General features: G+C 71.9%; 24 protein-coding genes and 1 pseudogene. 15 read left to right on the plus strand and 10 right to left on the minus strand.

Going from position 1 to position 22,067, the window contains the following annotated elements:
• Positions 1-47: 47 nt before the first annotated feature.
• The 10 genes from opgC to HGAM_RS17525 form a co-directional block, all read right to left on the minus strand.
• Positions 48-2,516 (minus strand): OpgC domain-containing protein, encoded by a 2,469-nt coding sequence (gene opgC, locus HGAM_RS03450; RefSeq protein ID WP_019144075.1) that lies wholly within the window; start codon positions 2,514-2,516, stop codon positions 48-50.
• Positions 2,513-2,950: an ATP-binding protein gene (locus tag HGAM_RS03455; protein WP_019144076.1), complete on the minus strand. Its 438-nt coding sequence runs from the start codon at positions 2,948-2,950 to the stop codon at positions 2,513-2,515. The genes opgC and HGAM_RS03455 overlap by 4 nt, the downstream gene beginning before the upstream one ends.
• The gene (locus tag HGAM_RS03460; protein WP_020691389.1) at positions 2,943-3,278 is read right to left on the minus strand and encodes an STAS domain-containing protein; all 336 of its coding nucleotides are present in this window, start codon (positions 3,276-3,278) and stop codon (positions 2,943-2,945) included. Before HGAM_RS03460 ends, HGAM_RS03455 begins: the two co-directional genes overlap by 8 nt.
• Positions 3,265-5,235 carry a glycosyltransferase gene (locus HGAM_RS03465; RefSeq protein ID WP_245532096.1) on the minus strand — a complete coding sequence of 657 codons (1,971 nt, stop codon included), beginning with the start codon at positions 5,233-5,235 and terminating at the stop codon, positions 3,265-3,267. Before HGAM_RS03465 ends, HGAM_RS03460 begins: the two co-directional genes overlap by 14 nt.
• On the minus strand, positions 5,232-6,440 hold the full coding sequence (locus tag HGAM_RS03470; protein WP_019144079.1) for a PP2C family protein-serine/threonine phosphatase: 1,209 nt from the start codon (positions 6,438-6,440) through the stop codon (positions 5,232-5,234). The genes HGAM_RS03465 and HGAM_RS03470 overlap by 4 nt, the downstream gene beginning before the upstream one ends.
• Positions 6,441-6,521: 81 nt before the next feature.
• A complete protein-coding gene (gene csrA / locus HGAM_RS20980; protein ID WP_019144080.1) occupies positions 6,522-6,797 on the minus strand; it encodes a carbon storage regulator CsrA in 276 nt (91 codons plus the stop codon).
• An 18-nt stretch (positions 6,798-6,815) separates the two neighbouring features.
• Positions 6,816-7,229, minus strand: a complete 414-nt coding sequence (gene fliW / locus HGAM_RS03480; RefSeq protein WP_019144081.1) for a flagellar assembly protein FliW — start codon at positions 7,227-7,229, stop codon at positions 6,816-6,818.
• A 26-nt stretch (positions 7,230-7,255) separates the two neighbouring features.
• Positions 7,256-8,128 (minus strand): flagellar hook-associated protein FlgL, encoded by an 873-nt coding sequence (flgL, locus tag HGAM_RS03485; protein ID WP_172636418.1) that lies wholly within the window; start codon positions 8,126-8,128, stop codon positions 7,256-7,258.
• A 14-nt stretch (positions 8,129-8,142) separates the two neighbouring features.
• The gene (gene flgK / locus HGAM_RS03490; RefSeq protein ID WP_019144083.1) at positions 8,143-9,537 is read right to left on the minus strand and encodes a flagellar hook-associated protein FlgK; all 1,395 of its coding nucleotides are present in this window, start codon (positions 9,535-9,537) and stop codon (positions 8,143-8,145) included.
• A 1-nt stretch (position 9,538) separates the two neighbouring features.
• Complete coding sequence (locus tag HGAM_RS17525) at positions 9,539-10,018, minus strand: flagellar protein FlgN (protein WP_019144084.1); 480 nt, start codon at positions 10,016-10,018, stop codon at positions 9,539-9,541.
• Positions 10,019-10,341: 323 nt separating this feature from the next.
• Here HGAM_RS17525 and HGAM_RS17530 point away from each other — a divergent pair, with 323 nt between their 5' ends.
• The 15 genes and pseudogenes from HGAM_RS17530 to HGAM_RS20530 all read left to right on the plus strand — a co-directional run.
• On the plus strand, positions 10,342-11,175 hold the full coding sequence (locus HGAM_RS17530) for a sigma-70 family RNA polymerase sigma factor (protein WP_019144085.1): 834 nt from the start codon (positions 10,342-10,344) through the stop codon (positions 11,173-11,175).
• 115 nt (positions 11,176-11,290) lie between these two features.
• Positions 11,291-12,076, plus strand: a complete 786-nt coding sequence (locus tag HGAM_RS03505) for a flagellin N-terminal helical domain-containing protein (RefSeq protein ID WP_019144086.1) — start codon at positions 11,291-11,293, stop codon at positions 12,074-12,076.
• Between the two features lie 83 nt (positions 12,077-12,159).
• Positions 12,160-13,506: a flagellar filament capping protein FliD gene (gene fliD, locus HGAM_RS03510; protein ID WP_019144087.1), complete on the plus strand. Its 1,347-nt coding sequence runs from the start codon at positions 12,160-12,162 to the stop codon at positions 13,504-13,506.
• An 8-nt stretch (positions 13,507-13,514) separates the two neighbouring features.
• A complete protein-coding gene (gene fliS / locus HGAM_RS03515; protein ID WP_019144088.1) occupies positions 13,515-13,898 on the plus strand; it encodes a flagellar export chaperone FliS in 384 nt (127 codons plus the stop codon).
• Entirely contained in the window at positions 13,891-14,214 is a 324-nt protein-coding gene (locus tag HGAM_RS03520; protein ID WP_019144089.1) for a hypothetical protein, read from the plus strand. Before fliS ends, HGAM_RS03520 begins: the two co-directional genes overlap by 8 nt.
• Positions 14,215-14,346: 132 nt before the next feature.
• A complete protein-coding gene (flgB, locus tag HGAM_RS03525) occupies positions 14,347-14,703 on the plus strand; it encodes a flagellar basal body rod protein FlgB (protein ID WP_019144090.1) in 357 nt (118 codons plus the stop codon).
• Positions 14,703-15,092, plus strand: coding sequence for a flagellar basal body rod protein FlgC (locus tag HGAM_RS03530; RefSeq protein WP_019144091.1), 390 nt, complete (start codon positions 14,703-14,705; stop codon positions 15,090-15,092). The genes flgB and HGAM_RS03530 overlap by 1 nt, the downstream gene beginning before the upstream one ends.
• Positions 15,092-15,445 carry a flagellar hook-basal body complex protein FliE gene (gene fliE / locus HGAM_RS03535; protein ID WP_019144092.1) on the plus strand — a complete coding sequence of 118 codons (354 nt, stop codon included), beginning with the start codon at positions 15,092-15,094 and terminating at the stop codon, positions 15,443-15,445. Before HGAM_RS03530 ends, fliE begins: the two co-directional genes overlap by 1 nt.
• Positions 15,442-17,028: a flagellar basal-body MS-ring/collar protein FliF gene (gene fliF / locus HGAM_RS03540; RefSeq protein ID WP_019144093.1), complete on the plus strand. Its 1,587-nt coding sequence runs from the start codon at positions 15,442-15,444 to the stop codon at positions 17,026-17,028. The genes fliE and fliF overlap by 4 nt, the downstream gene beginning before the upstream one ends.
• Complete coding sequence (gene fliG, locus HGAM_RS03545) at positions 17,025-18,041, plus strand: flagellar motor switch protein FliG (RefSeq protein WP_019144094.1); 1,017 nt, start codon at positions 17,025-17,027, stop codon at positions 18,039-18,041. The genes fliF and fliG overlap by 4 nt, the downstream gene beginning before the upstream one ends.
• Positions 18,025-18,720: a FliH/SctL family protein gene (locus tag HGAM_RS03550; protein WP_081591788.1), complete on the plus strand. Its 696-nt coding sequence runs from the start codon at positions 18,025-18,027 to the stop codon at positions 18,718-18,720. The genes fliG and HGAM_RS03550 overlap by 17 nt, the downstream gene beginning before the upstream one ends.
• A gap of 79 nt (positions 18,721-18,799) precedes the next feature.
• The gene (locus HGAM_RS03555) at positions 18,800-20,104 is read left to right on the plus strand and encodes a FliI/YscN family ATPase (RefSeq protein ID WP_019144096.1); all 1,305 of its coding nucleotides are present in this window, start codon (positions 18,800-18,802) and stop codon (positions 20,102-20,104) included.
• A gap of 76 nt (positions 20,105-20,180) precedes the next feature.
• On the plus strand, positions 20,181-20,615 hold the full coding sequence (locus tag HGAM_RS17535) for a flagellar FliJ family protein (RefSeq protein ID WP_019144097.1): 435 nt from the start codon (positions 20,181-20,183) through the stop codon (positions 20,613-20,615).
• Entirely contained in the window at positions 20,612-21,559 is a 948-nt protein-coding gene (locus HGAM_RS03565; RefSeq protein ID WP_019144098.1) for a transglycosylase SLT domain-containing protein, read from the plus strand. Before HGAM_RS17535 ends, HGAM_RS03565 begins: the two co-directional genes overlap by 4 nt.
• Positions 21,556-22,067, plus strand: a pseudogene (locus HGAM_RS20530) (hypothetical protein); the annotation flags it as partial. The gene HGAM_RS03565 and the pseudogene HGAM_RS20530, both read left to right, overlap by 4 nt.

Below are 22,067 nucleotides of genomic sequence, written 5' to 3' on the forward strand. Positions count from 1 at the left end.
GACGCGACGAGCCTAGGGCGTCCGCGCCGACCGGGGTGCCCGACGGCTCAGCGTGGGATGACCGAGAACAGGAACCGCTTCTTGACCATGACCCAGATGGTCAGGATGACCGCCGTGTGCACGAGCGCGCCCTGCCAGATGCTCATGCGGTCCAGGCCGGGGATGTTGCCCACGGCCAGCACGAAGAACACGTGGACGATGAACACGTACAGGCTGGCCTGGCCGAGCGGGATCCACAGCCAGCCGATGGCCGCGTTCACCGGCTTCCAGCAGGTCGTGAGGAAGGCGTACGCGACCACGACCATGACCGCGAGGTCGAGCAGCCGGCCCCACTGCAGGAACACCCGGATGTACGCGTGGTCGTACAGGTAGCCGTACGCGTTCGCCGGCAGCAGGTCGGGCCGCACCTCGAAGCGGTGGCACAGCCACAGGTAGCCCAGCGCCGCGGCGTACCCGACGACGACCACGCCGACGAGGACCTTGCCCAGGCGGGTGGTGAGCGCCCGCTGGATCGGCCGCCGGTAGTGGCCCAGCACGAGCCCGTGCACGAACGGCAGCTGCCAGGTCAGCAGCGGGAAGACGTCCTGGAACTGCGAGGGCAGCACGCGGACGCCGTAGGCCGCGTCGAGCAGGTACAGCCCCCAGCTCACCGCCAGGACCAGCCACCACAGGCCCCGCCGGACGAACCACATGATGACCGGCAGCAGCAGGCTCAGGACGACGAACAGACCCATGATGTTGAAGACCCACGGGCCGATCTGCAGCAGGAGCAGCTGCTTCACCGCGTACCAGGGCGGCGGGTAGTCGAACAGCCGCGGCGCGTTGGCGTACAGGTCGTAGACGGTGCCCGACGCGCCCTCGCCCTCGGCACCCGTGCCGCGGTCGGTGAACGTGGTGATGACGGACGCGTCGACGAACGGCAGCAGGCTGAGCAGGTAGACGATCATCACGACCGCCAGCGCGACCAGGTACTGCTTGCGCGCCCGGCGCCACATCGTGACCGCGGTGGCCCACTCCCCGAACCGCTTCACCGTGGGCGCGTAGATCATGCCCAGCACGACGCCGGACAGAAGCACGAACATCTCCGCGCCGGTGATGGCGCCGATCGCGTTGAGCGTCACGTACGAGTACGGCCCGCTGACCTCGATGTGGGTGATGACGACGGCCAGGATGATCCAGCCGCGGAACAGGTCGAGCCGGCGGTCGCGCGGGTCGTCCTCGTCCGGGTATCGCCACGAGCGGAGGTAGCGGCCGGCGAGCCCGGAGAACAGGTAGGCGACGGCGAGCAGCACGACGCACAGGACGATCCAGCCCATCTCGGCGCTGACGTCGTCGGGCTGCCAACCCTGCTGGCTGGCCTCGTTGCCGGTCTCCTGGTCCAGGACGCGGGTCACCGGCCCGAGCTCGACGCTCGAGTCCTCGAGGTCGGCCCGCAGGTCGTCGGCCAGCTCGTCGCGGTGGACGGCCCGCCAGTCGACCACGTCGCCGTCGGCCTCGGCCTCCTGCCGGCGCAGCTCGAGCCAGGTGACGCCGGCGATGCGCGGGTGCGACGGCAGCTCGGCGAGCACCTGGCGCCACCACGTCCGCTTGACGTCGAGCTCGTCGTCGCCGCCCCGGGACTCGGTGTTGAACAGCGCACCGGTCTCGACCAGCATCGGCTGGTCGCGACCCTCGGCGAACCGCTCGTAGAACGCGCGCCGGCGGCGCTCGTCGCCGTAGCCGGCCTGCTCGTCCAGCCGGGCCGCGAAGTCGCCGTCGTCGGGGCGGACGTTCTCGCCGAAGTCCTGCACCTCGCCGAAGTGGTAGAGCGACAGCCCGACCCAGTCGACCGCCGCGTCGCCGGGGTAGTACGGCCCGTAGGGGTCGTCGGCCTCGGTGACGTCGCCGTCGTCGTCGGTGTCCAGCGCCGCCGAGCGCTCGGGGTCGACGGTCTCCAGCGCCCCGTACGCCGTGCCGTACGGGTACCCGGCGCCGTAGGCCGGCGACCAGACCATCGCCGCGTTCGGGGCCTCGGCGTGCACCGCGTCGGCGACGACGCGGAACGCGCGCCGGTAGTCGGCCGGCGACTGGCCCCAGGTGACCCAGCTGGCGTTCATCTCCGGCGCGAAGCGCACCAGGACGTCGGCGTCGCGCTCGCGCTCGAGCGCGTCCAGCCGGCCGGCGAGACGCTGCGCGTCCTGCTCGGACAGCTGGTCGAGCAGGACCTGGGGCTGCAGCTCGACGACGGCCACGGCGCCCTGCGAGGTCGCCTGCTGGACGAACTGGTCCAGGTAGGTGACGTCGTCGTCGGTCAGCGGGTAGTGCACCCGCTGGGCGTACAGCGACGGCGTGGCGCCCAGGCGCTCGGCGTAGCCGGTGGCGGTCTGCTTCTCCCAGTCCAGGTTCGGCCCGAACCAGGCGCGGCCCTCGTCGGGGCCTTCCGGCGCCGCCTGGGCCGGGCCGCCGACCAGGGTCAGCAGCAGGCCGAGGACGGCGGTGAGGAGCAGGCGGACGGTCGCGGGGGAACGATCCGTCACGCGCCGCCCCGACGGCAGCTCAGCCGCCAGTGGTTGCGCCCCGACAGCCGCTCGTAGTCGAGCTGGTCGACCGCGGCGAGCGCCAGCGCGAGCCCGCGGCCGGACTCGGCGTCCAGGTCGGGGTCGGGCATCGTCACGTCGCTGAGGTCGATGGCCACCGGCAGCCCGTTGTCGACGAACTCGGCCCCCACCTCCTCGTCGCTGCACCACACCGTCACGTGGACGCGCCGGCTGTCCGAGCCCGGCGGGTCGAGCCGGCGGGTGTGCTTGGCGATGTTGCCGATGACCTCGGCGACGGCGGTCTCCAGCCGGATGCGGTCGAGGTCGCCGACGTCCGGGGCCTGCTCCCACAGCGTCTGGAGCAGGTCCTGGGTCTGGTCGACCGCGGTCTCGTCGGCACCGGTGGCAAGGGTGAGGCGCACCGGCTCAGCCATCGAAGGCTCCGTCCACCGACTCCCGCGGGCGCAGGACCTTGTCCATGTTGGTGAGGCCCAGGACGGTGACGACCTGCTGGGTGGGCCGGGCGATCCGCAGGTCCCCGCCGGCCTGGCGGGCCGACTTCAGGCCCGCGACCAGGGCGCCGAGCCCCGACGAGTCCAGGAACGTGGTCTCGGCCAGGTCGACGACCACCTTGGTGGTGCCGGCGTCCACCAGCTCGGACACCGCGGTGCGCAGCTGCTTGGCCGAGACCATGTTCAACCGGCCCTTCGGTGTCACGACACCGATGCCCCGGGCATCGGTCCTCACGTCAAAGTCGGTCATGGTCCTCCTCGTGGTCGGGCTCGAACCCTCGGTAGCGAGCCGCGCGGATGATGATGCTGAAGATGGCCAGGTCGAAGATCACCCAGAGGGTGTTGAGCGACCAGCCGACGAGCGTGGCCTGGCCTACGGCGTAGCGGACGGCGCCGATGACGGCGGCCGCGGCGAGCGCGGCCATGGCCCACAGCTGGGGCCGCACCAGGTGCCAGGCCGGACCGGTGCTGGCCGGGCGGGTCTTGGGGGTCACGGCGAAGTCCAGGTCGCGACGCAGGAACACGTTGCCGAACGCCGAGGTGAACGCCTTGATCCAGGTCGGGAAGAGCGCGAGGGAGTACTGCTGCCCGCGCCACGTCGGACGTCCGGCCGCCACCACGAGGAACAGCAGCTGGTTGACGACCAGGAACGGGACGAGCCGGATGAAGAAGTCCGGGCCGTACGCCTGGACGGGCAGGACGCCGACGGCCAGGTACAGGATCGGGGCGGCCAGGTAGACCAGTGCCGCGAAGCCCGACAGGTAGGACCACATCGTGGCGAAGTACATGAGCCGCTGCGACCACCGCAGCCTGCGCTGGGCCAGCGGGTTCTCGCGGAACAGCACCTGCATCGTGCCCTGCGCCCAGCGCAGCCGCTGGGTCAGCATCGTCGGCAGGTCCTCAGGAGCGAGGCCGTGGGCCAGCACCTCGTCGTGGTAGGCGGTGCGCCAGCCCAGGCCGTGCAGCCGCATGCAGGTCGCCATGTCCTCGGTGACCGAGATCGTGGCCAGCGGCATGACCGGCTGGGCCTCCTCGCCGCGATCGACGTCGACGGCCGAGACCAGGGCGGACACGGTCTCGACCGCGCCGAGCGGCGACCAGTCGCGCGAGGCCATGTGCTCCAGCGTCGTCTCGTCGATCGTGGCCAGGCCGGTGCCGGGCTGGGCGTCGGCCTGCCGCTCCATCGCGGCGATCTCGGCCAGATCGGCCTGCAGCGCCTGCAGGTCGGCGTCGACGAGGATGCGGCGCACGTCGTCCATGCGCCGCTGGAACCGGTAGGTGACGTCGGCCAGCGCGATGCCGCGAGCGATCTCGCGGCGGGCCCGGCCGATCTCGTAGCCGACCAGGTCGAGCGCCCGGCGGGCCGTCTCGTCGTCGGGACCGAGCTCCTTGCGGGCCCGGGCGAGGACGCGCCGCGCGGTGCGCAGCGCCCGGTGCACGCCGATCTCGACCTCGCCGGCGTAGCGCGTGACGCCGAGCATCATGAGCGCCTCGCGCCGGATGACCGCGTTGGAGCCGCAGAAGAACGCGGCGTTCCAGCCGTCCTTGCCCTGCTGGATGGGCCCGTAGAACAGCGGGGCCTGGCTGCCGAGCGGGTCGTCGTCCGGCACGTTCTCGAACCACTGCGGCGTCTGCACGAGGGCCATCTGGTCGTCGCGGAACCAGCCGAGCGTCCGGTCGAGGATCTCGGGCCTCGGCACCTGGTCGGCGTCCAGGATGAGCAGGTACTCGCCCTCGGTCGCCAGCAGCGCGTTGTTGAGGTTGCCCGCCTTGGCGTGGCGCGGCCGGTCGGGCGTCCAGTCGCCGGAGCGGTTGATGACCCCGATGCCCTCGGCCTCGGCGACGGCCCGCAGCTCGTCGCGGTTGCCGTCGTCGAGGATCCACGTCGTGTGCGGATACGTGATGGCCTGCGCGGCCCGCGCGGTGCGCATGACGAGATCGATCGGCTCGTTGTAGGTGGTGATGAAGACGTCGACGGTCGCGTCCTCGGGCGGCGCCGGCGGCTCGCCGCGCTCCTTGAGCCGCCACATGGTCAGGCCGAACAGCAGCGAGTCGACAAGGCTGTAGGTCTCGGCCACGACGAGCGGCACGGCGATCCACCAGGCCGACCAGTGCACCGACTCCAGCCAGCGCCACAGCACGTAGTTGACGCCGAGGATCGCCGTGAGGACGACGATGACCCGGATCAGCAGCAGGCGGGGGCTCACACGGCCTCCCCGGCCGGACGGCGGCACACCACCAGGGCGGTCACGTCGTCGACCGGGGTGCGGTCGATCGCCAGCATCATGATCTGGCCGAGGACGTCGCGCGGGTCGTCCGCGCTGTGGAGCAGGGCCGCGAGCGGCGGCATCCAGTCGTCCGGGTCGTCGAGCAGGTCGAGCACGCCGTCGCTGAAGACCAGGATGCGGTCGCCCTCCTCGACGGTGCACTCGTGCTGGTGGAATCCCGAGCCGGGCATGACGCCGATCGGCAGGTCCTCGCCGGTGAGCTGCACGTGGCTGCCGTCGGCCCGCACGAGCAGCGCCAGGCCCAGCCCGGCGTCGGCGTAGCGCAGCCGTCCCGTCGACAGCTCCAGGGCGCCCTCGAACAGGGTCACGAAGGAGCCGGCGCGCTCCAGGTCGGACGAGGCGCCCTGCTCGAGCCGGCCGAGGACCAGCCCGAGGTCGGCACCCTGGACGACGGCCAGGTGCGCCGCCCGCAGCGCCACGCGCATGCCGGCGCCGATGAGCGCGGCCGCCGTGCCCTTGCCCATGACGTCGCCGAGGCCGAAGTGGACGACCCCGTCGTCGAGCGCGTAGTCGAAGTAGTCGCCGCCGACCGAGAGGGCGGGCAGGCAGATGCCGTCGACGTGCCAGTCGCCGTGGTCGATCGGGGCCGACGGCAGCATCGAGACCTGCGCGTCGTGGGCGCGCGACATCTCGGCCAGCGCGAGCACCTCGACCTCGGCCCAGGCGCCCATCTCGGCCAGCAGCCGCCGGTCGCGCGGGCCGAACTCGCGCGGCTCGTGGTCGTAGACGCAGAAGGTGCCCATGACGTTGCCGTACGGGTCGCACAGCGGATGGGCGGCGTAGAAGCGGAACGGCGGGTCGGCCCGCACCAGCGCCAGGTCGCGGAAGCGGGGGTCCTCGAGCGTGTCCTCGGAGACGATGCTGCCGCCCAGGCGCACGGACCGGTCGCAGAAGGTATCACCGCGCGGCATGGGGCGAGCCGGCATGCCGATCGCGGAGGGGAACCGCACCCAGTCGCCGTCCAGCATGGTGATCGAGGAGATGGGGATCCCGAACGCGACCGTGGCCATGCGGGTGATGCGGTCGAGCCGCTCCTGGTGCGCCTGGTCGAGGATGCCGACGCTCTCGACGACGCGCTGCCGTCTGTCGTCGACCGGCCCGAGCCCGTCCGACACGAGTGCCACTGCTTGTCCCTTCCCCCGAACGGACTCCCTTGGCGCCACCCTAGGACGAATGAGTCCGGAGCGCCGTCCAGGGGGAAGTGATCAGGCGGTGGGCCGGTCGTCCTCGTCGCCGGCCTCAGCCTCGTCGGCCGGCTTGCGCAGGGCCTGGGAGAGGGACGAGACGACGTCGTCGTCGGGAGAGGCCGCGGCCTTGTTGCTGGCCTCGACCTGCACGAGCACCTCGGTGCGGTGGACCGCCACGGAGCGGGGCGCGTCGATGCCGATGCGGACGACGTCGCCACGGACGTCGAGCACCGTGATCGTCACGTCATCGCCGATGGCGATGCTCTCGCCTGCGCGGCGGCTCAGAACCAGCACCGTGCGAGCCTACCGCGCCTAGGACTGGAGCGGCGCAGCCAGAGGGTGGTCCTGGTCCTCCAGGACGACCTGGGCGGCCCGCCGGGTGCGCACGTTGATGACGAGCGGGGCCCGCAGGTTGACCGTCGCGGTGGCCAGTCCGTCGGGCGCGCTGAGCAGCACCAGCAGCAGGACGTCGCTCGCCGCGGTGATCTCCAGGTCCTCGACGACCTGGTCGCTCACGACCGGCGCGTAGTCGGGGTAGAAGACGTTCGGCGGCACGACCAGGAAGCGCAGGTCGGTGTCGTCCAGGCACTGCAGGGTGCGCAGCAGGCTGTCGTGGTGGTCCACGATCGTGAAGTGCCGGGCGGCGGGGAAGCCGAGGATCGGCTGCACCATCTCGAGCGTCGGCACGGTCTCCACGGCGGGAGCCTCGGTGGTCGTCGCAGTCATGTCACGCACCTTCGTCGTCGGGCCGCTCATCGCAGGAAGTCCATGAGGCTGGGCTGGATGACCTTCGAGGTCCCGGCCAGGGCCGCCTGGTAGGACACCTGGTGCATCTGCACCTGCATCATCGCCTCGGCCAGCTCGACGTTCTCGAGCTCGGAGACGCTGGAGTTCAGGGCCAGGACCGAGTCCTTGGCCGCCACGACCGCCGCCTCGACCCGGTTCGTCCGGGTGCCCACCGACGAGAGCTCGTCGACGACCTTGCCGCTGCGGACCGCGACCTGGTCGATGCCGGCCTTGATCGCGACCTTGTCACCCGCGCGGATCGCGTTCGCGAGCGCGTCGAGCTCGGCGAACATCGAGGTGGCTCCGCTGCCGAACAGCGCCTGGCCGTCGGAGTTGATGACCACGTCCACGCCGTCGGCGACCGTGCGCTGCACGTCGCCGCTGGTGCCGACGAACGTGCCGTCGTCGGCGAAGGCCTTGTCGCCGGAGGTGATGCCGCCGAAGATCGGCCGGCCCAGGTAGGTCGCGTTGGCCTCGGTGAGCAGCTTGTCGCGCAGCTGCTCGACCTCGACGGCCAGCGCCTCCCGCGCGGCGCCGACGTTGGTGTCGGTGCCGCCGATGAGGCCCAGCTCGTGGACGCGGCGCAGGGAGTCGTTCATCGACTGCAGCCGCGAGTCCGTGAGATTCAGCCAGGTGGCGCCGTCCGCGCCGTTGCGCGCGTACTGCTCGTGGTCGGCCAGCGAGCTGCGCGTGCGCATGGCGCGCGCGGCGTCGGTCGGGTCGTCCGAGGCGCGGTTGATGCGCTTGCCGGTGGTCAGCTGCTCCTGGCTCTGCGCGAGCCGGCCCAGCGAGGCCTGCAGGTTGTTGAGGCTCGACAGCGTCATGCTGCCGTGCGTCACGCGTCCGATGCTCATCAGCGGGTCACTCCGGTTCGGTTGATCAGGGTGTCCAGGACCGAGTCGAGGGTGGTGATGACGCGGGCGGCGGCCTCGTAGATGCGCTGCGCGCTCACGAGGTTCACCATCTCCTCGTCGATGCTGACGCCACCGAGCTGCTCGATCGCGCCGTCGACCTGGTTCGTCAGGGCCTTCTGGTTGGTGGACAGCCGGGTCGCGGCCGAGACCGAGGACCCGAGCGTGGCGACCCAGGACTGGTAGGCGCCCTCGACCGTCTTGTTGTTGCCCAGCCAGTTGGCGTTGTCGGTGTTCAGCACGCCGCCGCCGACCGAGGACGCCGCGACCTTGCGCGGGTCGGTCAGCGAGACGGTGATCGTGGCCGCGGCGTTGCCGGCCGTGTAGGAGAACATCGCCTCGCCGGCGACGCCGTCCTGGTCGAAGCCGCCGGTGTGGCGGCCGTTGACGGTGTCGGCGAACGTCGTGGCGATCGTGTCGAGCTCGTCGCGCATGCCGGCGATGGTCACGTCGACCGAGCGCACGAGGCCGCCCAGCGTGCCGGTGCCGATGGCCGGGTTGCCGAGCGACGTGCCGCCCAGGCTGAGCTCGAAGGCGATCGGGGCGCCGGTGCCGGAGCCGTCCGCGCCGATGCCGGCACTGACCGACAGCGTCGCGGCGGTGTTGCCGCTCACCAGGGTCAGGCCGCCGAGGTTGACCTGGACGGTGCCGTTGGACTGGATGGTCGACTCGGCGCCACCGAGCTGGCTCAGCTCGAGCATGAGCTGGTCGCGGCGGTCGAGCAGGGTGTTGTTGGCGGTGCCGTCGAACGAGGCGATCTGGATCTTCTCGTTGAGCGAGGCCATCTCGCCGGCGATCGTGTTGACCTTGTCGACGTTGTCCAGCACGCGCAGCCGGGCGTCGGTGTCCTCGCCCTGCAGCATGCGCGCCTGCGAGCGCAGCGCCTCGCTCAGCGTGTTGGCCGCCGCGATGACCTGCGAGCGGGCGGCGCTCTGGTCCGGCGCGTTGACCAGGTCGCCCCAGGACTTGCGGAACCCGTCGAGCGCCGAGTTGAGCCCGGTCTTGCCCGGCTCGCTGACGCCGGCCTCGACGCGCTTGAGCACGTCGGCCTGGATGTCGAGGAACTGCTGCGTGGCGTGCTCGGTGCGGGCACGGCTGTTGAGCAGCAGGTCGACCGCGCGCGAGACGCCGTCGACGCCCACGCCGTCGCCGTAGCTGTTGCCGCGGGCGTACATCGCCGCGTTCGCCGCGCTGGTCGAGGCCGAGGCCTCGACGCGCTGGCGGGTGTAGCCCTTGGAGTCGACGTTCGCGAGGTTCAGGCTCGCGACGTCCATCGCGGTCTGGCTGTAGCGCAGGCCCGAGAGGGCGCTGCCGAAGGAGGAGAAGGTGCCGGCCATGTCACAGGGTCCTGTCGACGAGTCGGTGGGGCGTGGAGGCGATGACGGCCGCGGTGCCGTCGGGGCTGTAGCCCTCGGCGCCCTTGCCGAGCGCCAGGAGCGTCTCGCGGGCCGAGGTGTAGCCGGAGGTGATGAGCTCGCGGTTGTTCTCGGCGAGGTCGGTGATCTCGTGCACGGTGGAGACGAACGCGGTGTGGTGGTCGAGCAGGATCGTGCGCCACGGCTCGTCGGCGGCGTCGGCCAGCACCTGCAGGCTCGGGTTGCTCTCCAGCCCCAGGGCCTCGGCGGCCTGGTCGGCAGCGACGGCGCGCATGACCTCGACGGTGCGGAGCTCCTCCAGCACGTCCTCGACGCCCTTGGCGGCGCGCATCAACCAGCGCGTGCGTCCGCTCGCGAGCACGAGACGCTCGGTCTCGAGCGCGAACTGCAGGCGCTCGAGGGCCTCTCGCTCGTCGGCGAGGATGAGTGACAGCTCCTCCACGGGGTACCGCTCCCTTTCGTGCGGACCTCCACCCGCAGGGCGCACGTGGACGGTCGGTCCCTTCCATCGGGCGGCGTCCGGCGGTCCTGAGCGCTTTCCCGCGACGAGGTGACCGTCGCCGGCCAAAACTCAGCCAATGCCCAGGTTTCGCGCAAGTTTTCGCAGCGGGTTACGGGCCCTAGGTCCCGCTGTCAAACCGCACAGGTCCCGAATGGGTCCCGTAAAGGGCCCAATCTAAGAGGTCCTTAGGCTCATTTGCCCGATTTTGGCGCTGAGGGGTGCTTGTAGCGACAAAGATTTTTCGTGGAAAGGGGCAAAACCACATGAGCAACCACGAGCTGGTCACGTCGAATTTGGCACTGGTCGGTCACATCGTCCGCGAGACGATGGGACGGGTGCCGAGCCACGTGAGCCGTGACGACCTCACCTCCGCCGGCATGCTGGCGCTGGTGCAGGCGGCACAGTCGTTCCAGGAGGAGCGCGGCGTCCCGTTCGCCCGCTACGCCGCCACCCGCATCCGCGGCGCGGTCCTGGACGAGCTGCGCGGCCTGGACTGGGCCTCGCGCAGCGTCCGCCGCCGGGCGCGTGAGCTGGAGGCCACCCGCGCCACCCTCACGTCCACCCTCGGCCGCGCGCCGAGCACCTCCGAGCTGGCGAGCGCCGCCGGCCTGCGCGAGGAGGAGGTGGCCGCGAACCAGGGCGACGTGGCCCGCTCGCAGGTCTTCTCGCTCGACGGCGCCGGCGACTTCACGCTGGCCGACCAGCTGGTCAGCCGCGCTCCCCGCCCGGACGAGTCGCTGCTCGGCCGTGAGGAGATGGAGTACCTCGTCGACGCGGTGGCCGAGCTGCCCGAGCGTCTGCGCCACGTCGTGGAGCAGTACTTCCTGGCCGAGCGCCCCATGGCCGAGATCGCCGAGACCCTCGGCGTCACCGAGTCGCGGGTGTCGCAGATGCGCGCCGAGGCGCTCGTCCTGCTGCGCGAGGCCCTGCGCCGTCTGCTCTCCCCCGAGCTGACGGACCAGGCCGCGGAGAAGAAGGCCGGCTGCGCCGCGCGTCGCCGCGAGGCGTACGTCGCCGCGGTCGCCGCCCGTCACGCCGCCGTGGCCCGCCCCGCCGCGGTTCCGGCGCCCGTCGTCGCCCTCGACGCGTCGGCCTGAAAAAAAGATCTTCCGACCCCTCAGGTGGGGTCGGGACCGACCGATAGGTCACCCCGAGGCGCCCACGGACGGGTACCTCGGCAAGCACGACTCACATTGACCAGGAGGGTTTCCCATGAGTCTTCGCATCAACCAGAACATCGACGCTCTGAACTCGTACCGCAACCTGTCGAGCACCCAGAACGCGCAGTCCAAGTCCCTCGAGAAGCTGTCCAGCGGCTTCCGCATCAACCGCGCTGCCGACGACGCCGCCGGCCTCGCGATCTCCGAGGGCCTGCGCTCGCAGGTTGGCGGCCTGAAGATCGCCGTCCGCAACGCTCAGGACGGCATCTCCGTCGCGCAGACCGCTGAAGGCGCGCTGACCGAGGTCCACTCCATGCTCCAGCGCATGAACGACCTCGCGGTGCAGCACAACAACGGTACGCAGAGCACCGAGTCGCAGGCGGCTCTGTCGGCTGAGTTCACGCAGCTGCACACCGAGATCGAGCGTATCGAGGCCAACACGAAGTTCAACGGCATCGCGCTCTTCGGCGGCGCCGAGCTGACCTTCCAGACCGGCTACGACTCGGCCGACACCATCGACATCTCGGCCACCGCCCTGGCCGCGATCGACGTCTCGGCTGCGGTCATCACGGACAGCAACACCGTCCAGACCGCGATCACCACCATCTCGACGCAGCGCGCCGAGCTGGGTGCGATCCAGAACCGCTTCGAGCACACCATCAACTCGGTGAACGTCGCGATCGAGAACCTGTCGGCGTCGGAGTCGCGCATCCGCGACACCGACATGGCTTCGGAGATGATGAACCTGACCCGCAGCCAGATCCTGTCGCAGGCCGGCACGGCGATGCTCGCTCAGGCCAACCAGGTCCCGCAGGGCGTCCTGCAGCTCCTGCGCTGATCTGAGACGGAGGGCGGCCCGCCACCACGGGGGCCGCCCTTCGTGCACCAGCACCACACCCGACGTACCCCGAGGGGAGCACCATGGCCACCGCCAGCATGCCGGGCATCATCAGCGGCGTGGACAGTGCCACGATCGCCCAGCTGATGGCGCTCGAGGCGAAGCAGCAGACCGCGCTGAAGACCAAGGTCACGCAGCACGGCACGGTCGTCACGGCCCTGCAGAAGCTCAACGCCAAGCTCGCCACCCTCGCGACCACCGCCGCCGACCTGGCCAAGCCCGCCGCCTGGGCGCCGGTCAAGGCGACCTCCAGCAACGACAAGGTCACCGTGGCCGCCGCCAACGGCGCCAGCACGGGCTCGACCACCTTCCAGGTCAAGAACCTCGCCGTCGCGCACTCGATCCAGCTCTCCGAGCTGTCCGACGCGCTCACCGACGTGGTCGTCCCCGCGGACGCCGACGGCAAGCACCTGGTCACCATCTCCGGCGCCGACGGCCCGGTCGAGGTCGACGCCGGCGACGGCTCCCTCGGCGCGCTCGTCGCCGCGCTCAACCGTTCCTCCGCCGGCGTCACCGCCACCACGGTCAGCACCGTGGACGGCTACCGCCTGCGCGTCACCGCCAAGGAGACCGGCGCCGAGTCCGCCTTCACCCTGGGCAGCCCCTCCGGACCGATCCTCGGCGGCGCCGACGCCTCCCGCACGGTCACCGGCAAGGACGCCCGCCTGGTCGTCGGCGGTGACGAGGTCGTCTCGGCGACCAACACCGTGACCGGGCTCGGCACCGGCCTGTCGGTCGTGCTCGGCTCGGCCACCCCGATCGACACCGACATCACCGTCGAGGTCGAGGGCGACGCCGCGGCCATGACCGCCACGATCAAGAGCTTCGTCGGCCAGATCAACGCGATCCTGGACGACATCGATGCCCAGGCCACGTTCAACGAGACCACCAAGCTCGCCGGCGTGCTGTCGCGCGAGGGCTCGGTGCGCGACCTGCGCTCGAGCCTGCTCGGCGCGATCTTCCCGACCGACGGCACCTCGATGGCCGCCATGGGCCTGCAGCTGGACCGCTACGGCAACGTCGTCCTGGACGAGAAGAAGTTCACCGACGCCTACAGCGCCGACCCGGTGACCGTCCAGGCCGCCTTCGCCAACGAGGCCGGCACCGGCCTGATCCAGCGCTACGAGAAGGTCGCCAAGGCGGCCAGCGACTCGGTCGACGGCAACCTGACCAAGGCCGTCGAGGGCCGCCAGGCGACCATCAAGCAGCTCGAGACCTCGATCGCCGCGTGGGACGTCCGCCTGGAGCTGCGCGAGAAGACGATGACGCGCCAGTTCACCGCCCTCGACACCTTCATGAACCAGTGGCAGAACGTCGGCAGCTGGCTGTCGGGCCAGATCGCCTCGCTGCCGGGCTACTCGACGAGCTGAGGAGAGTCATGACTCCCAACCCCCAGAACGCCTACCTCCAGGCCAGCGTCCAGACGGCGAGCCCGGAGCGGCTCCTCGTCATGCTCGTGGACCGCCTGGTGCGCGACGTCGAGCAGGCCATCGCCGCGCTCGAGCAGGGGCTCACCGAGTCCTCGCACGGACACTTCCTGCACGCGCAGGACGTCGTGTCGGCGCTGCAGTCCAGCCTCAAGCCCGAGCTGTGGGAGGGCGCGCACGCGATGTCGTCCATCTACTCCTGGCTCTCGGCCCAGCTCGTCCGCGCCAACATCGACCGCGACCTCGCGGTCGCCCGCCACTGCCTGGACCTGTCGCGCCAGGTGGCCGACACGTGGCGCACCGCCGCGCTCGAGGTGGCCAAGCAGAGTGCATGACGACGCTGCGGTCGCCGCATGGCGACCGGTCCTCGACGACCTGACCGCCCGTCTCGCGGCGACGGTCGAGGACGTGCGCGCCGGCCGTGAGCCCGGCGACGCCTGGCACCCCCCGGCGGGGCTCCCGCCACTGCCCGAGCGCCTGCGCGCGGAGGCCGAGCAGCTGCTGGACGCCCAGCAGGAGCTCTCGCGACACCTGGCCGCGATGCGCGACGACGTGCGCGGCCGCCTGACGAGCGCGCGCTCCGCGCAGCGCTTCGCCGCTCCCGGCCGCACCAAGCAGGCCGCCGCGCGGTACGTCGACCTCGACGCCTGAGGCTCGCGCGAAAGTTTCGCGGAAAACCCTCAACTCGTCCTCCACGGGGCCGAATGGGTCAGCGAGCCAGGACGGCTCGTGATGCCGACGGATCGGCGCGACCCTGACGTTCCCTTCCCAGGAGGACACCCCGTGTCGTTCGTCGATCCGGTCGGCTCTGTGCTGCACAGCGCCCTGGACGGCCTGGCCACGCGCCAGACCGTCATCGCCGACAACATCGCCAACGTGGACACGCCCAACTACCGGGCCACCACGGTCGACTTCGAGACCAACCTGCGTCGCGCCATCGAGGGCGGGTCCGCCGCCGAGCTGGACGCCCCCGGCATCGACACCGTCGCCACCTCCACGCCGGTCGGCGCCAACGGCAACAACGTCGACCTCCGCAAGGAGACGATGGCCGCGATGCAGACCAGCTACCAGCAGCAGGTCGTCGGCCGGGCCATCTCCGACCGCCACAACCTGGTGATCACGGCTGCGAGCGCCCACTGATGAGCGCCTTCGACGCGCTGCGCATCGCGAACAGCAGCCTCGGCGTCCACCAGACCTGGCTGGACACCCTCGCGACCAACATCGCCAACGTCAACACCGTCTCTGCGACCGACCAGGACGCCTTCCAGGCGCAGATGCTGATGCTGCGCTCGTCCGAGGGCGGCGGCGTCGAGGTCTCCGGTGTGGCCGAGACCTCCGCCGAGGGCCGGGTCGTCCACGACCCGAGCCACCCGCTCGCCGACGAGGACGGCTACGTCCGCACCCCCGACACGGACATGAACAGCCAGATGAGCCAGCTCATCATGGCCCAGCGCGGCTACCAGGCCTCCGTGTCCGTCACCAAGACCGCGCAGGACGCGTACACCAGCGCCCTGCAGATCGGAAAGTGATGAGCATCCCCGCCATCGAGCCCATCGGCGGCTTCACGCCGCTGCAGCCCCTGCAGATCGACTCCGACGTCACCGCCGTGCGCGGTGCCGCGGGTCCCCAGGGCGTCTCCGGTCCCCAGTCGGTCGCCGGCACGAGCTTCGGCTCGCTGCTCGCGGACAAGATCGAGGGCCTGGAGGCCATGAACGACCGCACCGACGACCTGGCCGTCCAGGCCACGACCGGTGACCTGCAGAACATCCACGACTACACGATCGCCGCGGCCGAGACGCAGATGACCACGCAGCTCACCGTCGCGATGCGCAACAAGGCCGTCGAGGCGTTCACCGAGATCATGCGGACCCCGATCGGATGAAGAACGAGGTCATGCGCCGGCTCACGAGCGTCCGCGAGACGTTCGCCGGCTACACGAGCGGCCAGAAGGCCACGGTCGTCGTCGGTGGTGCCGCGGTGCTGCTGGCAGCGTTCCTGGCGTTCCGCTGGGCGTCCACGCCGAGCTACGCGCCGCTGTTCAGCGGGCTGTCGTCCGAGGACGCGTCCTCGGTCGTCGAGGAGCTCGACGCCGCCGGCACGCCCTACGAGATCGCCGACGGCGGCGGCACGATCATGGTGCCGGACGACGTCGTCCACAAGACCCGCATCACGCTGAGCGGCGAGGGCATCCCCTCCTCGTCCAGCGAGGGCTACTCGATCCTGGACAAGCAGGGCGTCGCCGCGTCGGACTTCAAGGAGCAGACCGACTACAAGCGCGCGATGGAGGGCGAGCTCACCAACACGATCGAGTCGCTGGACTCCATCGACGTCGCCACCGTGCACCTCGCGCTGCCCGAGAAGGTCGTCTTCGCCGCCGAGCAGCAGCCCGCCACCGCCTCGGTGCTGGTCAAGCCGCGCACCGGCGAGCAGCTGCCCGAGGACCAGGTCCAGGCGATCGTCCACCTCGTCGCGTCCAGCGTCGACGGGCTCAAGCCCGACAAGGTGACCGTCACCGACTCCAGCGGCCAGGTGCTGTCGACCTCCGACGGCTCGGCGCAGGCCGGCTCGGGCTCGCAGCTCAAGCAGGTCGACCAGTTCCAGACCAACATGCAGACCCGCGTGCAGGCGATGCTCGACCGCGTCCTCGGCCCGGGCAACTCCACCGTGCAGGTGACCGCGAACCTCGACTTCGACAAGTCGGTCAGCGAGACCACCCGCTACTTCCGCGCGAACAACATCCCCGCGCTCTCGGAGTCGACCAAGACCGAGACCTACCAGGGCACGGGCGGCGACGGCGGCTCGACCGGCGTCGTCGGGCCCGACGGCCAGATGGAGGACACCCTCACCGGCGGTGGCGCCAACGGCAACGGCTCGTACACCAAGAACGAGCGGACGTCGGACAACGCGATCGACAAGACCGTCGAGCAGCGCGAGCAGGCCCCCGGCGGCGTCGAGTCGCTCCACGTCGGCGTCGTCCTGGACAGCGCCAACCAGGGCGCGGCCACCACCGCGCAGGTCAACGACCTCATCGCCGCCGCGATCGGCACCGACGAGGACCGGGGCGACACCATCGAGGTCTCGTCCATGGCCTTCGACCGCACCAGCGAGGACGCGGCCGCCCAGGCGCTCGCCGACGCCGCCGCGGCCGAGCGCTGGGACCGGATCTGGGACACGGCGAAGACCGCCGGCATCGTCGTGCTGGTCGCCGTCATCGTGCTGATCTTCTGGCTGCGCAGCCGCCGCAACGCCCGCGACCGCAAGCAGGCCGCCGACAACCTCGTCGAGCAGCTGCGCCGCGACCAGGCCGCGGCCGACGCGACGGCGGTCAGCCCCGCCGTCGAGGTCATGGCCAGCGAGGAGGAGCTCGAGGCCGAGCGCATGCGTGAGGAGATCGCCGACCTCGTGGAGAAGCAGCCCGAGGACGTCGCCAACCTGCTCCGCGGATGGCTGGTGGAGCGCCGATGACCGCCACGATGACCGCCCGCCTGGGCGTGCACAAGGCCGCGGTGCTGCTGATCTCGCTGGGCCCGGAGAAGGCCTCCGCGGTGATGAGCCACATGAGCCCGGCCGAGGTCGAGGAGGTCTCCACCGAGGTCGCCCGCCTGGAGTCGGTGGACCGCACCGAGGCCGACGCGGTGCTCGGCGAGTTCCACGAGATGCTCACCGCCCGCGGCCACATCGCCCGCGGCGGCCTGGACTACGCCCGCCAGCTGCTGGAGAAGTCGCTCGGCGAGGAGCGCGCGGCCGAGATCATGGACCGGCTCAACGCCGCCGCCGTGCAGCTGCCGTTCCAGTTCCTGCGCCACGCCGACCCCGCGCAGCTGCGCTCGTTCGTCGCCGACGAGCACCCGCAGATCATCGCGCTGGTGCTGGCCCACATGACGCCGGAGAAGGCGCTCATGCTGCTGGCCAGCCTCCCGCCCGAGGAGCAGGCCGTGGTCGCGCACCGCATCGCGGTCATGGACCGCACGTCGCCGGAGATCATCCAGGTCGTCGAGCGGACGCTCGAGCGCAAGCTCTCCACCATGCTGCAGCCGACCGAGACGTCCCGCGTGGGCGGCATCGACCCGCTGGTCAACATCATCAACCGCTCCGACCGCTCGACCGAGCGCCAGATCGTCGAGGGCCTCGAGGCGCTCGACCCCGACCTGGCCGACGAGGTCAAGAGCCGGATGTTCATGTTCGAGGACATCGTGTCGCTGGACGACCGCTCGGTGCAGCAGGTGCTGCGCCAGGTCGACACCGGCGAGCTGGCCATGGCGCTCAAGGGCGTCACCGAGCCGGTGCGCGAGAAGATCATGCGCAACATGTCCGAGCGTGCGGCCGAGTCGCTCGCCGACGAGGTCGAGATCCTCGGCACGGTGCGCCTGCGCCAGGTCGAGGAGGCCCAGCAGTCCATCATCCGCACGATCCGCCAGCTCGAGGAGCAGGGCCAGATCATGCTGCGACGAGGGAACGACGATGAGTTCATCGAGTGACTCGCCGGTCGTCCGCGGACAGGTGGCGAGCGGGGCCCAGGCCCTGCGCGTCCCCGAGCTGAGGCACGGTGCCTGGACCCGCCTGGGTCCCGACAGCGGCCTGGCCGACGGCGCGACCGAGAACACGCTGGCCGTCGTCGCCGAGCGCACGCGCAAGGCGGCGCAGTCCCAGGGCTACGTCCAGGGCTGGACCGACGGACGCCGCGAGGCCCAGGCCGTGCTGGCCGAGGAGCGGGTGAAGCTCGCCCAGCAGGCGCGCGCCGAGCAGGAGCGCCGCGACGCCGAGCACGCCGCCGCGATCGAGGCGCTGACCGCGGCCGCCGGCCGGGTCCGCGCCGTGGTGGCCGCCGTGTGCGCGCAGGTCGAGGAGGCCGCGACCGACCTGGCCAGCGACCTCACCGAGACGCTGGTCGGCGAGACCGTCGCGATCTGCCAGGAGCCGGGCATCACGTCCGTGCGCCGGGCGCTCGCGCTCATGCCCGAGACCCCGTTCGTGCGGCTGCGGCTGCACCCGGACGCCGCCGAGGGCGCCGACCACGAGGCGCTCGCCCAGCGCGGCGTCACCGTCGTGCCCGACCCGTCGCTGGGTCGCATCGACTCCGTCGTCGAGACCGACGAGCAGGTCGTCGACCTGCGCCTGTCGACCGCGCTCGACCGGGTCCGCGAGGTGCTCCGATGAGCGAGCGCAGCGAGCGAACCATGAGCACCGTCGTCATCGGCGGGCACGCGTACCGTTCGATCCCCACGGGGGGCCGCCGATGAGCGTCCTCACTGCTGACGTGGCGAAGAGCGCCATGGACGCCATCCCGCCGCAGGCCATGGGCCGCGTGGCCGGGGTGCTGGGCCTGAAGGTCCGCGTCGTCGGGCTGGACGCCGCCGTGTCCGACCTGGTCGAGGCGCAGGGCGAGAGCCCGGTGCTGGCCGAGGTCACCGCCGTCGACCGCGAGGGCCTGACCTGCCTGCCCCTGGCACCCGTCGAGGGCGTCCAGGTGGGCGCCGCCGTGCGCGGCACCGGTGGGCCCCTGACCGTGTCCGTGGGCGAGCAGCTGCTCGGCCGCGTGCTCGACGGCCTCGGGCGACCGATCGACGGGCGCGCGCTGCCCGAGGGCCTGGAGCGGGTCGGCGTCGACCACGCCGCCCCGAACGCGCTCGACCGTCCGCGCATCGACCGCCAGCTCGGCCTGGGCGTGCGCGCGCTCGACACCCTCGTGCCGTGCGGTCGCGGCCAGCGCCTCGGCATCATGGCCGGCTCGGGCGTCGGCAAGTCCAGCCTGCTGTCGATGATCGCCCGCGGCACCGACGCCGACGTGAACGTCATCGCCCTGGTGGGCGAGCGTGGCCGCGAGGTCGCCGAGTTCATCCACCACGATCTCGGTCCCGAGGGCCTGGCCCGCTCGGTGGTCGTCGTCGCCACGTCCGACGCCCCCGCCGTGGAGCGCATGCGCTCGGCGTTCGTGGCCACCCGCATCGCCGAGTGGTTCCGCGACCAGGGCAAGGACGTCGTGCTGATGATGGACTCGCTCACCCGCGTGTCCATGGCCCAGCGTGAGATCGGCCTGTCGGCCGGCGAGCCCCCGGCCACGCGCGGCTACCCGCCGAGCGTGTTCGGCCTCATGCCCCGCCTGCTGGAGCGCGCCGGCACGTCGCCGCACGGCAGCATCACCGGTCTCTACACCGTCCTCATCGAGGGCGACGACCTGCAGGACCCGATCGGCGACACCGCCCGCTCGATCCTGGACGGCCACGTCGTCCTGTCGCGCCGCCTGGCGACCGCCGGTCACTTCCCGTCGATCGACGTGCTCGAGTCGATCTCGCGCACCACGTCGCGGATCACCGACCCCGAGCAGCAGCAGGCCGCCCGCCGGCTGCGCAAGCTGCTCGCCGCGCACCGCGACGTCCGCGAGCTCGTCGAGATCGGCGCCTACGCGTCCGGCTCGGACCCCGACGCCGACGCCGCGCTGGCCTCCATGGGTGCCATCGACGGCTTCCTGCAGCAGTCGATGGACGACCAGACGCCCACGCCCGAGGCGTGGGACCGCCTGCGTCAGGTGGTGTCCGCATGAGCGAGCACAGCGAGCGAAGCATCGGCACCGTCATGGGCGGACGTCCGTACCGTGCGCTCTTCACGGAGGTTCGCCCATGAGCGCGAAGCACGACGCCGGGCTGCACGCGGTGCTCCGCGTGCGCTCCGTGCGCGAGCGCGACAGCCGTCTGGGCCTGCACCAGGCGCTGGCCGAGCAGGCCGGTGCCCAGCAGTCGCTGGCCGGGCTGCACGCCGCCGTCGCCCAGTCGCCCGACCTCGACCGGGTCGGGGCCGGCGCCTTCCTGGCGCTGCGCCAGTCGGTCGCCGGCGTCTCGGCCCGCCTGGGCGAGATGCGCGAGGAGGTCTCCTGGCGCGGCACCGTGGCCGACGAGGCCCGGGCGCGTCACGCCGCCGACCGCTCGCGCGAGCGGGCCGTGGAGATGCTGCTCGAGCGCCGCGCCGCCGAGCGCGCCGCGGAGCGTCGCCGCGTCGAGGCCAAGGAGGCCGACGACCTCACGTCGGCCCGCTTCGGACGGGGTGATCAGCGATGAGCGTCACTGAGGTCCAGGCCCGCATCGGGCAGATCGAGTCCTACCTGGCCACGCTGGACGGCCGGGTCGCCGGCCTCACGTCCGGCCGTGCCGCGGCCGCGTCCGGCCCGTCCGCCGCCTCGGCCACGCCGTTCGCGGCCCAGCTGGCCGACGCGCAGGCGGCCGGCTCGTCCGAGGGCGGCCAGAAGGTCGTCGACACGGCCAAGAAGTACCTGGGCGTGCCCTACGTCTGGGGCGGCACCGACCCCGCCAAGGGACTGGACTGCTCCGGCCTCGTGCAGCAGGTGTACGGCGAGCTCGGCTACGACCTGCCGCGCGTCTCGCGCGACCAGGCGAAGGTCGGCACCGCCGTCCCGAGCCTGGACCAGGCCCGCCCCGGCGACCTGCTCGCGTTCAACTCTCCGGTGACGCACATCGGCATCTACGTCGGCGACGGCAAGATGATCCACGCGCCGAAGCCGGGCGAGAAGGTGCGCATCGAGGACGTCTACGACACCCCGACCGCGATCCGCCGGGTCATCGGCGCCGAGCCGGCGACCGCCGCCGCGTCCTCGACCGCCGCCGCCGGTTCCTACGGCGTCCTGTTCGAGCGGGCCGAGGCCCGCTACGGCGTGGACGCCGGCCTGCTCGCCGCCGTGGCGAAGCAGGAGTCCGGGTTCGACGCCGGCGCCGTCAGCCCGGCGGGGGCGCAGGGCCTCATGCAGCTCATGCCCGCCACCGCGCGCGGCCTGGGCGTCACCGACGCCTTCGACCCCGCCCAGGCGGTCGACGGCGCGGCCCGCCTGCTGCGCGACCTCACCCAGCGCTTCGGCTCGACCGAGCTCGCCCTGGCCGCGTACAACGCCGGCCCCGGCCCGGTCATGCGCTACGACGGCGTCCCGCCGTACGCCGAGACCCGCAACTACGTCCGATCGATCATGGCCGACCTGGAAGGTGCCCGATGACGACCCCGATGATCAGCGCGATGCCGCTGGCGACGGCGCCCACGCCCGAGGCCACCGGTGCTGCCACCGCGCCGGCCGCCGGCTTCGGCGCCATGCTGGCCGCCGCGCTCGCCCCGGCGACGCTCCCCGGCGCCGTCCCGGGCACCGTGCCCACCGTCGGCCGTCCGGCCGAGGAGACCGACGAGGCCACGACCGAGCCGGAGACCGGTGACGCCGCGGCCGACCAGGACTCCACGCTGCTGGACGCCTTCCTGCTCACCAACGCGGTGACCGGCACGGTCGGCACCCCGACCCCGGTCGTGCCCGCCCAGGCCCCGGCGCTCGCGCTGGCCGGCCTGGACCAGGCCGCCGCGCAGCAGGTCGTCGAGGCCGTCGACGGCGCCGAGGGCCTGCTGGCCCCGGTCGGCGACCCGGACGCCCCGGTGCTGCCGGGCGCCACCGCCCCCGCGGCGGACGGCACCGACGCCACCGTGCCGGTCGTCGCCCGCGGCACCGCGGCCGCGCCGGC

The sequence above is a fragment of the Aeromicrobium massiliense JC14 genome (assembly GCF_000312105.1).
GTDB lineage: Bacteria > Actinomycetota > Actinomycetes > Propionibacteriales > Nocardioidaceae > Aeromicrobium > Aeromicrobium massiliense.